8 protein-coding genes are annotated in these 14,570 nt (G+C 39.2%); 5 read left to right on the top strand and 3 right to left on the bottom strand.

The window, feature by feature from the left end; genetic code table 11:
• Positions 1–181 precede the first annotated feature (181 nt).
• The 3 genes from ACNKW3_RS01775 (at position 182) to ACNKW3_RS01765 (ending at position 5,007) form a co-directional block, all read left to right on the top strand.
• Positions 182–913 carry a hypothetical protein gene (locus tag ACNKW3_RS01775; protein WP_427397569.1) on the top strand — a complete coding sequence of 244 codons (732 nt, stop codon included), beginning with the start codon at positions 182–184 and terminating at the stop codon, positions 911–913.
• A 141-nt stretch (positions 914–1,054) separates the two neighbouring features.
• Positions 1,055–1,558, top strand: a complete 504-nt coding sequence (locus ACNKW3_RS01770; RefSeq protein WP_427397568.1) for a prepilin-type N-terminal cleavage/methylation domain-containing protein — start codon at positions 1,055–1,057, stop codon at positions 1,556–1,558.
• Positions 1,559–1,647: 89 nt separating this feature from the next.
• Entirely contained in the window at positions 1,648–5,007 is a 3,360-nt protein-coding gene (locus ACNKW3_RS01765) for a DUF3109 family protein (protein WP_427397567.1), read from the top strand.
• Here the strand turns inward: ACNKW3_RS01765 and ACNKW3_RS01760 are convergent.
• The 3 genes from ACNKW3_RS01760 to ACNKW3_RS01750 form a co-directional block, all read right to left on the bottom strand.
• On the bottom strand, positions 5,004–5,786 hold the full coding sequence (locus ACNKW3_RS01760) for a lipase family protein (protein WP_427397566.1): 783 nt from the start codon (positions 5,784–5,786) through the stop codon (positions 5,004–5,006). The two genes, ACNKW3_RS01765 and ACNKW3_RS01760, sit on opposite strands and share 4 nt — an antisense overlap.
• Positions 5,787–5,863: 77 nt before the next feature.
• Entirely contained in the window at positions 5,864–7,681 is a 1,818-nt protein-coding gene (locus ACNKW3_RS01755) for a two-component system response regulator (protein ID WP_427397565.1), read from the bottom strand.
• A complete protein-coding gene (locus tag ACNKW3_RS01750; protein WP_427397564.1) occupies positions 7,678–11,487 on the bottom strand; it encodes a response regulator in 3,810 nt (1,269 codons plus the stop codon). Before ACNKW3_RS01750 ends, ACNKW3_RS01755 begins: the two co-directional genes overlap by 4 nt.
• Positions 11,488–11,698: 211 nt before the next feature.
• On the opposite strand from ACNKW3_RS01750, the gene ACNKW3_RS01745 reads away from it, so the two are divergent.
• Together ACNKW3_RS01745 and ACNKW3_RS01740 are read left to right on the top strand one after the other, a co-directional pair.
• On the top strand, positions 11,699–13,345 hold the full coding sequence (locus tag ACNKW3_RS01745; protein WP_427397563.1) for a DUF342 domain-containing protein: 1,647 nt from the start codon (positions 11,699–11,701) through the stop codon (positions 13,343–13,345).
• A 44-nt stretch (positions 13,346–13,389) separates the two neighbouring features.
• A complete protein-coding gene (locus ACNKW3_RS01740) occupies positions 13,390–14,523 on the top strand; it encodes an alanine racemase (protein WP_427397562.1) in 1,134 nt (377 codons plus the stop codon).
• Positions 14,524–14,570 lie beyond the last annotated feature (47 nt).

Genomic DNA, 14,570 nt, shown 5'->3' with positions numbered 1-14,570 from the left:
GTTGTTTTAAATGAAGAATAGTATTTTGGTGTATGAATTGCTTAAAAATTAATCAAAAGGTGTTGGTTATTAATCTAACTTTTGAATTAATGACTTTACACTTTGTTCAAAAGGATAAAAGGAAAGATTTTTCGCTGTATTTATCTGACAAGAAAAATAATCTTACATGGAGTTTGTAACAATGTTTAAAAAAATAGCTATTACCCTAGTTGGGTGTCTTTTTGCAGCGCATTCTCATGCAGTTATCATCGGAGGGGCAGTAACTGATATTGGTAGTGGCGCACTTTACCCTGATGCATTTGACCAAGGCGGCATTTTCCAGTTATTAACCTTGCCTTTTAATCCTCCAGCAGGACCTGCCAACACAGTAGGGAATGATACTTTTCAAACGCCAAATTTGTACGGGTTTAATGAAGGTCAAAATATACTTCTGGCATCAGACCTAATGACAAATATTGGTGGAACCGTTGCCTCTGGAACCACTATAGCAAGTCATTATGTCTTTTTTGACCCAGACGATTCAACGGCTCAACAAGGCTATGTGGATTTTGATTCGAACATTATTGCAGTTATTACTAGTACCAATTTGCTTGCAGCAAGTGATAATCTTCTAAACAATAATGTTACCTATCTTAATCCAGGTGCTCGCGGTCTAGAGCCAGCTCAGGATACCGTGTGGATTGGCACAGGCACCGAAACAAATCGTTTGTATGTCGATTGGTTAGCATCAACACCTGGAGATTTCGTTCGCGTTATTACGGAATTTTCTGTTGGTGGTCAAGATCCTTGTGCAACTAACCCTCCAGGCGTCGGCGGATGTCCCGCAATTAGCACCGACGGTCCTTCAACAATGTCAATGATCTTGATATTTTTTACTGGTCTGGCATACGCCAATCGTCGCCGTTTTAAGTAGTCTAGATTAAACTTTTAGTACCTTACAAATATGATAGTTGTAAGGTACTAATTTTCATAACTAAGCTTAGTTTTTAACAACCTTCCTATTATTCATTTGTGGCAAACTAAAGAAGTCTTTGTTTTTTTGGATTCCACTTACATGCAGCAACGCGGTTTTACTCTTATCGAACTCATTATAGTCATTGTTATTTTGGGCATTCTTGCTGTTACTGCGGCCCCTAGATTTATTGATGTGCAAAGTGATGCAAGAAAGGCGAGTCTACAGGGGCTTAAAGCTGCAATTCAAGGCGGTGCAGATCTAGTCTATTCAAAAGCAGTGTTAGCTGGTAAAGAGCGCGCTGCAGATGAGAATATGTCAATCAATAATAGCACTGTCTACACTGTTTATGGCTATCCAGCGATTAGAGACATAGTGACAAACCACAGGTCATGGATAGATCTTGATGGTAGCGGAACTGGCAATAATACCGATTGGCGAATTGGCGTGCTAACTGATTCTGCGCCTCAGGCTGTAACCCGTAGTGATGAATTTGCTATTTTACCTAGCGGGGTTGCTTCATTAGATAATTGCAAAGTTATTTATCAGCAAGCGCAAGCAGAAGGAACGCCTCCGACAATTACTGTTTTAGATAGTGATTGTTAAATACCCAACAAATACTGATAAAGCTGAAACTCTAGTGTAAGATTCAACTTATAACTTGCGTAAAAATTTATAAGAAGAAGTCTTTTAGCGTGTTTCAGGGCAGAACATCAGAATTAAAACGAATTTACCGTGCATTTGGTGAATTAGAAAATGGTCCCCAGTTAATCTTGTTAAAAGGCCAACCTGGAGTCGGAAAAACCTCTTTAGTCCAACGTTTTTACCAATATTTAATTGAACACCACGACCCAGACAATTACTGGCCTGATAATTTACATGATATCGGAAAAGCCTCTTCGGTAGCCCCATTAATAAATTCGGTGGAATATACCAACGTTCAGCAAATGCCATGGCTTTGGCTTGGATTTAGATGCACATCTTATGACTCTGCCAAAGAGCACGCAGTAAAACCTGTAGCATTTGAAATTTTAAGACGCCAATTAAGGCATCATTTATTTTATTTAATCAGTTCAGCAAAAAATAAGAAAGCTAATCTGAATCTCGCAAAATCGGCCTTCAGTGTGCTTGCTTCCTTTGCAGTGCCAGGCAGCGGACAAATTATTGAATCAGTGAACTCCTTCCTTGAAACCAGCTCTGATGCGCTAACCGCGGAAGGATTTTTCGCCTCATTAAAAGAAAGGTTTAGCTCTCAAAAATCAGACAATATTAGTGTTGATGAACTTCTAAACCGAGATACTAAACGAATTGAGGACGAAGCCAGCAACGCATTTAATGCTTTGTTAAAAGTACACAATATGCCGCTTGTCTTGGTAGTGGACGATGTGCAGTTTATTGATCAGGCTAGTCTAGATATCTTAAAACAGTTGCTAAAAACAGCGCATAAACAAAAATGGCCTCTCATGATTATTATGACGGTTTGGGATGATGCCATAGAAAAGTCAAAATCATTGGATTTTTCAAAACCGATTTATGACTATTTTGCTGAGTTAAAAAGTGATGATGATTTATCAAATTATGTGCGTGAAATTAGGGTAAAACCAATTCCTACAGAGTTTCAGATAGATTTGGTAACGCAGTCATTACAACATTTGGATCTTGCTGCTATAGATATCCTGATAGAAAAATCGGGTGGAAACCTCGACATGCTAAAAGATTATGTCGACGAGTTAAAAAATGCGCCAGGTTGGTTAAACGAGCAGGGGCAGCTAGAAGTTTCTGTACAGGAATTAACTTCGTTACCATCGAAAGCGCTTGATATGGCAAGAAATAGATTGAGAACCGCGGGTGCCGCAATGCGAGAGTTGTTGGTAATGGGCAGTGGTCAAGGTCGAGAGTTTGATGAAATAAGTTTATTGGAAACGCTTGCGCTAATGGATAAAAATACGCAGGTGTCAGAACAGCTTTGTGAAGCTGAATCTGCTTATGGATTTGTTGCCAGTCGATTAGAAAATAACAACTATAAAGAGTTGGAATTTAAACGGGCAGAGTATTTTGAAGCCAGTTATGAATTTTTTCGTACCCACCCAAAAGCTACTGTTTATCTTAAAACAATAGCCAAGGCACTCCATTGTTTAGTTAGCGACAAGCGTTGGAATGATCTTTCGGAGCAAACTCAGCAACGTCTAATTCAAAGATTGTGTGATCTAAGTGAAGAATTTGAACTAGGAAGCGAAAACTGGAATTTGCCAATGGCCAATACGTTAAGGTCGCTGGCACTGATGCGAATTTCTGTTGGGGATTATTTTAATGCAGATAAGAACTGTCAACTTCTATTAAAGCTAGCGTATTTGCCGCAGAGTTTGATTCAAGAAGCTTGGCAGATTAGGGTGACTTCTGCTTACATGAGCGGTGACGTAGAAAAAGAGCGGCAACTATTAAATGATTGGCCGACCGTAGCTTCAAAACACAAAGTTTCCCAGCATACCTATTTATCTAGGTTTTTAATGCGTACCGGCAAGTGCGAGCAGGGGCTAGACGTTATTAACAAGGCCGAACAACTCAGCACCACAAATTTGCAATGGTTTAATGTGTCTCTTTGTAAAGCTGTGATCCTTTGGGCGAGTGGTTTATCTGCTCAAGCTTTGGCGTTACTGATCAAGATGGAAGCAAGCATCAAATCTAGCAGTTTACCTCAATGGCTAGTGAGTCACTTTTATCATACTGCCAGTTTGGTGTTACATGATTTAGAAAAAAATGAGCAAGTCATTTTTTACGCACAGCAAAGTGTGCAATTACAGCGCGAAAAGGGTGATGTCCAACAACTTATCATTTGCAAGGTTAACTTGGCCGATGCTTATTGGGGTGTTGGTATGCTGGATAAAGCGGATATTATTTTATCCGAAGCCTATGATCAGGCAATGCAAAGTAAACTTGATCACGCCATCGATATTGCTGCGATTTGTTTGGCCAACATTAGACTTGAGCAGGGAAAAGTAAAAGATAGTAAAAAGCTCTACTCTCAAGGTGTAGCGCTGGCAGAAAAAATTGGTCATCAATGGGACTATATTTACGGTAAGACATATCAATGCTTGGCGACTTATCAAGAAGATCCACTAAAAGCATATGAAGTGCTTACTCAAATGGCACAAGAAGCGGAAGAAGGCGGCTATTTTTATCTCTGTGATTTAGCTCGAGCATTTCAATATGTCGTCGCTTTTTATGGCAAAATCTTCCATGAAATTCAAATAAACGAAGCAGATAGGGAGCTATCGCCTTTATACAAATCTTACGCTTACGCTTACTCCTTGCTTACCAATAAAATTTGCAAGCAAACGACTCATGATTTTATATCTGCGTTGGCTCAGTGCGAGGGCATAAAAGGCAGTCGAAATTTTATTCTTCAGGCGCTAAATAAACTTACAGACATTGAATTAACATCCGTACAAAACGAGTTTGTAAAGCGTTGGCAGGCTAGATTTAGTCCGCAAAATAGCGAGCAAAATTATAAAGCCTGTAATTATCGCCATTGTGAAGCGAGATGTTGCTATGATGGGGTCTACGTGACTGATGCTGAAGTTAAATCAATAACCGCATATGTAGAAAAATTTCCACAATACTTTGAGCATTTACCGCAAGAGTTTATTGTTAAAGGTGACTGGGAAGGTTTTTCCGGCGACAAAACCGCGGTGCGTGAGCATCAGTATAAGAGTCCAGATTTTCCGTCACATTTTAATCAAACCCGCTGCGTTTTTGCGTTAACTGACGGTGCTTGTTCCTTACATAAATTGGCTTTAGATGAAGATTTAATGGTGTCTGATGTAAAGCCTAAATCCTGTTCGTTATTCCCCATCCGTAAAAAAGGTAATAAAGCCAAAAAGCCGCTATCGCTGGGGGAGCGTGATGAGACCGCTTTAGGTATTCAATACCCAGGATTTGCGAGCTATGTGCCTTGTTCTCAAAACCGGAAAGATGGGCGACATTGGCAACTTACTTTGCAAGATGAAATCATTTTTTTAGCTAAATTAAATTCTGGCAAAAAATCCGAAGATTAGTGCTCGTCAAATAGGGTTTTATTACGAATATATTTTTTCATGTAGTGATAAGTAATGGGGCGAAGTATCCAGCTTTTCATGGAACGAAGAAAACGCTCATGGGTTGGTGTGTTTTCGTAAATCTGATCGTCGTGTAGCCAGAGCATTTTTCCAATGTGCCAGTACATATAAGGCACCAACGGCATGTAAGTGACAATGTCTAAATCACAGCAAATGCGGTACGTTTTATTATGTAATTTATAGTGACGTCTATAGCTGAAAGTGCCAAACGCTGGTTGCCCGAAGGTGACAACGCGTTTTACCTTTTGCGGGAATTTTTGTTCAAATATGTTGGCAAAGATACAAGCAATAGCCCCTCCGGAAGAATGTCCGATAAAGGTGAATCTCTTGTTAGCTTTTACTAGGGGCGTCAGTACTCGCATTAGCAGCTCTTGTAATGCAATAGCCTGGTCGCGGGATTTGTGACTTGAGTACATGGGTTGTTCCAATAGTCGTTTAAATCCCCAATGTATACGACCAGCACTTGCTTGGTAGCGCACTGGTACGAAACACAAATTACCTAACCAGTCTTGCATGGTAATTGAGCCACGAAAGACAACAATGACTTCTTTTTTGTCCTCTCGCCACAATACACGAACGCCTATACGCCCATGTTGATCCATAATAAGTCTTTCGTTAAATGGAGCTAGGGTCTCAGGATAGGAAAAATGTGACCCTGGATAGGCCATTTGGCAAAGGATGGCATAACGTTCGTATTGGTATTGTTTTAGTTTTTTCAAACCTGAGGTTCATCAAGACTGACTATCCTTTAGGCTGACATAAAAAAGTGACAGCTTGATGACAACATTCCAAACAACTATTTCTCAAATAACTTAGCTAGAGGCTCAGGTTTATGCGCTAGATACCCTTGATAATAATCCAATTGCATTTCTTGCAATATCGCAAGGGCTTCTGGGGTTTCAACACATTCCGCGATAACTCTGACTTGTTTAGCGACGGCAATGCCAAGAATAGATTCTACCATCTTACGATTTATTTCGTCGTTCTCAATATCTCTAACAAAAATACCGTCAATTTTGACAAAATCGATAGGAAGTTGTTTTAAGTATTCATAGGACGATGTACCAGTACCGAAGTCGTCTAATGAGAATTGGACACCAATTTCTTTCAGCTCTGAAATTAAAGCATTGGTTGCTTCAACATTGGATATAGCTGATGTTTCTGTAATTTCAAAACAGATGCGTTGTGGTGCTATTTGTGATTGGCTCAACATAGATTTAATTAATTCTGCTGAGTTACTCTTTCCAATAAACTCACCTGACAAATTAATCGACACATGCAAGTCTTCAGGCAAATTTTTCATTTGTTCAAGGGTTTTATTGATTACCCATTTATCGATTTCAGTAATTAAATGATAGCGTTCTGCAATGGGTATGAAGTGGCTAGGTGGTTTTACCTTGCCACTGTTATCAACTAAGCGCAGTAAAACCTCTATTTTGTAAGGATGCTCTTCGTTTAACGGAATTATTCGCTGATAAAAGAGGGTGAATTGGTCATTTTCTAATGCGTGATGCAAAATTGGAATGACCTTTAATTGTTGCTGCGACTTATCTATGTATTCTTTTGTGTGATTATAAATCGATATTTCCCCACCACCTTTGCGTTTACTTTCAAAACAGGTTCGTTCAGCGATACTGAGTAAATGGGAAACGGAATCTACACTTTCATCGAGTTCAACCAACGCAATACTAATGGTGTGTCTGAATATTTCGTTATTCCATTCAAACTTGTGGGCCTCGATCGCATTTTTCACAATGTGTGCTTTTTTAATCGCGTCTTCAAGGTTAACGGATTGCAGAAGGATGGCAAATTCGTCCCCACCCATACGCGCACAAATATAATCATCGGTATATAAATCTCTTAGAATTTCAGCAATTTGCCTTAATAGTTCATCCCCAGCAACATGGCCACAACTGTTATTGACAACTTTAAACTGGTCTAGATCTATAAAAAACAGATACCAACGAGCCTCTATGGCATCTGAGGTCATCATTAAGTCTAATCTGGATTTGAGCTCGTGTTCCATTGATGTGCGATTGTACATTCGGGTCACAAAGTCATAATTTGATAGATAAGACAGCTTGTCCTGAAGACGACGCCTTTCATCTATTTCTCGTCTTAGATTTTTATTCGCTGTAACCAGTTCGATAGTTCGTTGTTGAACTTTGATTTCTAAGCTTTCATTTACGCCCTCGAGCAATGTATTGGCTTCGTCAAGGGATTTGACCAAACGATTGAGACGCAAATGCGTTGTTACACGGGCAAGAAGTTCTTCAGCTTTTACCGGTTTTAATATGTAATCAACACCACCTACATCAAAGGCTTCAGAAATATCATTAACGCTACTGGTAAGGAAAAGTACGGGGGTCTCTTGATTGAGTGTATCAGACTTAATTTTTCTGCAAACATCTATGCCAGTAATATCAGGCATATTGATATCTAAAATGATGAGATCAGGTTGCTGTTTAGCCAATATGTCTAATGCTGACTTACCGCTATTAGCGATTAAAAATTTAGGGTTGAGTGGAGACAAGTGACTCACAATGACGTTGATATTCGTAGGATCATCGTCAACTGCCAAAATGACTGGTTTAAATTCAACTTCTGTACTCATAAGATCCTTTTTAATACCGAATTTAGCTCTTCATAATCAAACTGCTCTAATAGGTTGACAACCAGATCAATTTCTTCATCATCGATGTTTCCATTGGTTTTTATCGCTTTAAGCTCTTCAACCAACACGAAAGGAACGAGTTCACTGTTCTCTACGTACCGCTGAATATCAGTATACACCTGTAACTTTGGACGTATAGTATTAAGTTGAGAATTTAAGTGCGTGTTGGACTCAAGTATTAGTTGAGCATCACTTAATGCATCATTTAGTGTATGATTAAGGGTTTCAATGTCAGATTCAACTAGTCCCGAATCAATAATTTTTATTTCCAAGGCTAAGCAAAGCTTATATAGGGTTAAAAAGCCCATGTTGCCAGCGCTGCCTTTTAACGTATGAATGTCTCTTTTTATATCAATTGCGCTTTCAGTTGTGTTGCTTAATACAAAGGGTTTTCCAACATGCTGGTGTTGAAATACAGATAAGCTTTTTAAATACATCTTTGGATCAACACTTAAGCTTGGAACTAATTCGTTCCAATCCATTGTGCGCAGCGCTCTGTGGGGGATATTCAGTGGTTGCTGATGATTGTCATTGTCCAGACTGTGATTAGGCATGTCGTAGCCTTCAATGGCCATTTTAGACATTAAAAAGGCTCTTTGTATGGTATCGATAAACAGTTTGTTGTCTATAGGCTTGGCGATGTGATCGTCCATTCCCATTTGCAAACACTTTTCCTTATCGCCTTTCATGGCATTGGCGGTCATTGCAACTATAGGAATGTCTTTATAAATATCACCAGCAAAACCTTGGCGTATTAATGTAGTTGCTTTGTACCCATCCATGACAGGCATCTGGCAATCCATTAAAATGAGGGTAAAGGTATCGTTTGCTTCACTGGATTTTAGTTTATCAATAGCTTCCTGACCGTTAAAACTAGAGGCAAATCGTAACCCTAATTTTTTCAATAGCCCTTCAGCAACCATCATGTTGACTGGGTTATCTTCTACTATCAAAATTCGATGGTAACTTGGCCATTGTGGCGCTGGCTCTGGTGTTGAATTGCTATAATTCACTAGACTTAATTCATTAACTACTGTGTCAGACGACGCATTATTAGCAACTAATCTGATTACATTTAACAAATCATCAGTGGATATAGGTTTAAGTAAACATCCGTCAAGACCCATGGCCTTCATTTCTGTTCTGTTGGCGTTAAACGACATAGAACTCAGCATAATGATTTTAATATGCCTGAAATCTGGGGATTTTCGAATTAATCGGGTGAGTTCAAGTCCGTCTTTACCTGGCATGTTCATGTCGGTAATTAAAATATCAAAATTACCGCCGGACTCTTCTAATATGTCGATGGCCTGGTCAACACTTTCGGCCTGTTTACAGTAGATAGACATTTTATTGAGCTGATTTTTCAATATTTCCAAATTGATTGGATTATCATCCACCACTAAGGTTCTGAGGTTTTGAATATTGCCATAGGGTTTACTTTGCGGTTTTAGTGCGCTTGCTTCAAAAGTTACGGTAAAAGTGAAACAACTGCCATTACCAAGGTCACTTGTAACTCTGATCTCGCCATCCATTAATTCACATAATCGTTTACAAATTGCCAAGCCTAAGCCGCTACCGCCATAGTTGCGCGTGGTCGATGAGTCAACTTGAGTAAATGAATCAAAAAGGGTATCTAACTTATCTTCAGGTATGCCAATACCCGTATCTGAAACTGAACACTCTAGTTTGACTTTGCCACTGTGCGTGCTAGAACTTGCTTTGATGAATATTTGTCCTTGTTGGGTAAATTTAATCGCATTGTTGACTAAATTAGTCACAATTTGACGCAAGCGTAATGGATCGCCTTTGACCATTGGATTATCGATAGAAGTGACGTCAATCAATAGCTCTAAGCCTTTAGCTTCAGCGCGAATTGCTTGCGCTTTGGTGGTTTCTTCTATCTGTTTAGGTAAGTCAAAATCAATCACTTCTAATTCTAATTTTCCAGCTTCAACCCTAGAGAAATCCAGAATGTCGTTAATTAAACCTAATAGACTTTTGGCACTGCTTTTGGCGACATCTAGTTTATGTCGCTGCTCATCAGATAAGGTGGTATCCATAACCAAATCTAGCATTCCAATAACACCGTTCATGGGGGTGCGAATTTCATGTGACATGCGCGCCAGAAACTCACTTTTGGCTTGATTGGCCGCCTCTGCGGTTTTGATTGCCGAAATTAAACTGCGTTCCGCTTTTCGCTGTTCGGTGACATCTCTGGCAATACCAATAATGCCCGGCGGTATGCCATCAGGGAAGGGAATTAATGACTTGCGGGTTTCAAAAATTCTATCGGTGTAATTTTCATGATTGCCTTCGCGCTCAAATACAAGTGTTTTTCCAGAATCTAATACTTGTTGATCGGTATCTTCGAAGAAAGACTTATCATTTTGATGGGTGATTTCTTGGTCGGTGAACCCAATGACTTCTTCTTGTGTTTTATTAAAGGTTTTAAAAAACTCATCATTTCCTTTTACGTAGCGTTTATCGTTGTCTTTGCAAAATATGGGATCGGGAATATTGTCAAACAAACATTGAAGAATTGTTTGTTCATGTTTGAGGTTATTCAATGCAACAGACAATTCTTCAGTTCTTTCGTCAACTCTATGCTCTAAATCAATTGCAGCCAATCGCAAGCGACTTGTTGCTTTATAGGAAGTGATGACGACCACAGTGCCTAACACACCAAAAATCATCAAACTAAGGGTTAATAGCGACAACACAACCAAGCTGGCACTGCGATAACTTTCTAAGGCTTCATGCAGGTCAATTTCGGTGGCAATCCCCATTTGTAAATCAGGCATCCATTGCCAAGCCCCAATCACGTTCACACCTCTAAAGCCTCGATAACCGTCTAAATTAAAACTATTTTCTCCCTTAATTGCGGAGGTTGCCATTCGAGTAAGCACTTCCTCAGAGTTCAAAGCTGAGCTTGCCTTGTAAAGATTAACACCTGGGTCAACTAGCTTCAGATTCAGGATGGATGATTGATTGGCGGATAATAGACCTAGTTCGGGTAGGGAGTCCTCAAAACGAGTCCGCGATAATAAATAACCCTCTTTATTAAATAAAAACGAATCCCCGGTTTTGCCAATCCGAGCTAAGGATGCAATTTGGCTAAGTTCATTTTCAGGGGAATAAACAGACACTATGTAACCTAGCAGAGTTTCATCTTGTTTAATGGGAGCAATAAAAGTAAGGAGATTAAGATGCTGACCAGAAAGGGTGGTAAAGCTAACGGGGGGAATGAATTGGGTAATTTCCCGAGAGCGCTTACAGAGTTCTGGATAATGCTGCTTTAACAGAGATAAATCTCGGATACTTATGGATTCGTCAATATCACCCGCAATAAAATTGCCGTCTACAGAAAACAACATAAGTCCTTTATTTTGATTAAATGTTCTAAACAAAGATAGTTTTTGTGCAAGCATAGGTGCCATATCATTGGCATTTTGGTTTGCTTCGTTATTTGCGGCAATAATAGCCGAGTGCATCATTGTGATTTCAGACGAGGAGGCAATTCGCGAAAGTATATTTGCCCGTTGTTGAATCCAGAAGTTTATTGCGGTGGAGTTACTTTCCAATACTGTCGTAAGAGATTTTCCATACTCATTTAATACATCTTCTTTTATCTGACTCAGCGCATACCAAGTAAAATAAAAGGCTGTGGTTATGACTAGCACTGTTGCAACCACAATGCCTTTAAAAGCATTTTGATTGATTATTCCATGATTTTCACGATCCAAAAGATACTAAACCTCTTAGGTGTATATAGGATTAATCTACTGCTAAATAAGATAAATGTTAAGTGAATTAGCATAAATACGAACATATATATCAATATAAAGGTTAAAAAATACAAAGGTTTATTAAAAAAGTACTAAACCATTAAATAAATATAGGTTTTAAGCCGATAGCCTATAATGGTAGTAGTGAACATTGAGACAGTATTAAAAGATGAATGGTATTTCTTTAAACCTTGATGATAAGGGTGAACATTTAATTCTTCACATCGACCCACAAACCTGTGGCGACAAACTTGAATCTAAATCTGTCCAATACAACATTTATCAATCAGAATACAAAGATTTATACCTTGATGATCAAGCATTGATTTCGGCTGTTGAGTTAGCTATTAAACGCAATCAAAGTGGCAATGATAGCCAAGTCGAAATGGCGATTGCTCAAATTCTTGACGGTAAATTATTGATCGACGTTAGTCCCGATGAAATGGAAGTTGAGCTCACGGTGTACAATCCCTATGGTGGTCGTTCTGTCACCCTAGAGGAGGTTAATGAAGCACTTAAAGACCAGAAAGTTTCACGCGGCATTAGTAAAAAGCGTATTGAGAAGCTTTTAAAAGAATTATCCGCACATCCTCCAGGAAAATCCTTATCTGAAGTTATTGCCAAAGGCCTTCCACCTCGCAAGGGTAAAGATTCCAAAATTATTCCTATGGTTCCAAATGCATTAGATAGAATTTTACAGCCTCAGAATTCAGGTAAAGATAAAGTTGATATGCGTAATCTTGGGGACATCGTTTGTGTCAACGAGGGGCAGTTGGTGGCTAAGAAAATACCACCGCGTCCAGGTCGAAATGGTTACACTGTTAAAAATAAATTGATAATTGCCTCTGAAGGCGATTGGGTTCAACATTCTTTAGGCACTAACACCAAGTGCTTGGACGACGATCCTAACTTAATTATTGCTACTGTGTCGGGACAACCTAAGTTTAAATACGGTCAAATGAACATTGATGATGTGTATCGCATTAACGGTGTAAACGTTAAAACCGGGAATGTCGACTACGATGGTGCGGTCATTGTGAATGGTGATGTGACCGAAAATATGAAAATCATCGCAACTGGGGATGTTACCATAAATGGATTTGTAGAGTCTGCCTATATTAAAACGCAAGGCGATATTATTATTACACAGGGCGCAACGGGAAAACCCAATCGCGATGAATGCAGATTAGAAGCGGGCGGCAGCATAGCCCTGTTTCATGCACAAAATACTAAAATGCAAGCGCATAAAGATGTGCGAGTAATGAAGCAGTTATCCCATAGTGAAATAGATTGTGAAGGCGAAGTGATAGTTGGCAATCAAGGAAAAATTGACGGTAATTTATTTGGCTGTCGAATTAGAGCCAGTGGGCAAGTCGCCGCAGGTAAAATTGGTGCAATTTCAGGAAGTAAGCTTGAAATAGACTATTCTGAAGCTTATAACAAACTGTATTACAAACATGAATCACTAATGGAACTGAGAAAAGTTTTAGAGTCGTCAAATGCTACACATGAAATCAGATTCGTTAAACTAAAAAGAAAGAAACATCGAGATGCTTTATTGCCAAAAGTGCGAGAACTTGGTGAAAAATTACAAGATGAACGCTCGCTTCTGAATTGGTTAAGGCGTACAGAGCAAAATGTAGAAGCTCAACTCAAAGAGTTTAAGAAAAAGGTGCAAGTAAGTGCCTATGAAAATATCTTTCCTGGGGTGGAGGTTCGAATAAATAAACAAAGCTTTAATGTAGACAAAGATTACAAACAGGTTATTGTTAGTTATCAAAGTGGAGAATGGCGGCTTGAAGCCTTAAAAACATAACACTGGCAAAATGCCGCTATCAAAAATAAAAAGAATTTAATGCGATGCAAAAAACGTTTTCAGATCTGATTACCCCTTGTTTAGTTGTGCATAAACAGAAAATGCTAAACAATATAAGAAGCCTTTATTCCCATTGTGCTGACTTGAACGTAAATATTCGACCTCACGTTAAAACTGCTAAATCCATCGATGTATTACATCATATGACACAATCCCCAATGTCAGGGGTAACAGTGTCGACTCTGAAAGAAGCGCAGTATTTTTTCCAACAGGGCGTTAGCGATATTTTGTATGCGGTGACCCTGGCACCAAACAAGATAGATGCAGCACTTTCATTGGCAAAAGAGCACCCTGATTTTAAATTATTGGTAGATTCTTTAGTTGTTGTTGAGCAAATTGCAATCATTGCCAAACAAAAAGATGTTGTAGCCAAAATTTTAATTGAAATTGATGTTGACGGTCACAGAGCCGGATTGATCCCCTCAGATTCTGACATTATTCAGATAGCAAATTTTTGCCATGCTCATGAAAACTTCGAGTTTTTAGGATTAATGACCCACGCCGGAGATTCTTATCTTTGTTCGTCGATGACTGAAGTTGAGTTACATGCTCAGCAAGAAGTAGATGAGATGATGAAAGCGGTAGATGCGTTAAATAAAGAGAATATAAGTTGTCAGATCATAAGTGTCGGTTCGACGCCAACAGCCTACGGTTTAAAAACACCAAAAGGCATCACCGAAATAAGAGCAGGCGTATTTGTATTTCAAGATTTAGTGATGAAAAATATTGGTGTGTGTAATATCGAGGATATTGCACTCATGGTACTCACTACAGTTATCAGTCACAAAAAGTCACATAATCGTTTGATAATTGATGCAGGTGCCTTGGCTATGTCAAAAGATGCTGGGACCAAAGAGCAAAAAGTGAGCTACGGGTACGGACTAGTACTCGATGCACAAAGTATGCAGCCCATGGATAATTTGATTGTTAATAAAGTCAATCAGGAGCATGGGATAATTCAGTTAAAAAGTGCACAAGACTTTGCGCGATTTCCCATAGGAACACAATTGCTTATCTTACCCAATCATGCCTGTATGACAGCGGCGGCTTATGAAGAATATAAAGTACTGAATGATGGTCAAATCGAAGCAACTTGGCCGCGCGTCAATGGGTGGTAATACAAAATAAGTGAGAAGAGCGTCTCAGGTGGGGTGCGACTTGAAAT

This window comes from Glaciecola sp. 1036, assembly GCF_050306235.1.
In the GTDB taxonomy this organism is placed as follows: Bacteria; Pseudomonadota; Gammaproteobacteria; order Enterobacterales; family Alteromonadaceae; genus Glaciecola.
The sequence above is the reverse complement of the archived record's forward strand: the minus strand, read 5'-3'. Positions and strand labels throughout refer to the sequence as shown.

Bases quoted from the DNA above. Each gene is read 5' to 3' on its own strand.
- ACNKW3_RS01775 (WP_427397569.1), top strand. From the start codon at position 182: ATGTTTAAAAAAATAGCTATTACCCTAGTTGGGTGTCTTTTTGCAGCG.
- ACNKW3_RS01770 (WP_427397568.1), top strand. From the start codon at position 1,055: ATGCAGCAACGCGGTTTTACTCTTATCGAACTCATTATAGTCATTGTT.
- ACNKW3_RS01755 (WP_427397565.1), bottom strand. From the start codon at position 7,681: ATGAGTACAGAAGTTGAATTTAAACCAGTCATTTTGGCAGTTGACGAT.
- ACNKW3_RS01745 (WP_427397563.1), top strand. From the start codon at position 11,699: ATGAATGGTATTTCTTTAAACCTTGATGATAAGGGTGAACATTTAATT.
- ACNKW3_RS01740 (WP_427397562.1), top strand. From the start codon at position 13,390: ATGCAAAAAACGTTTTCAGATCTGATTACCCCTTGTTTAGTTGTGCAT.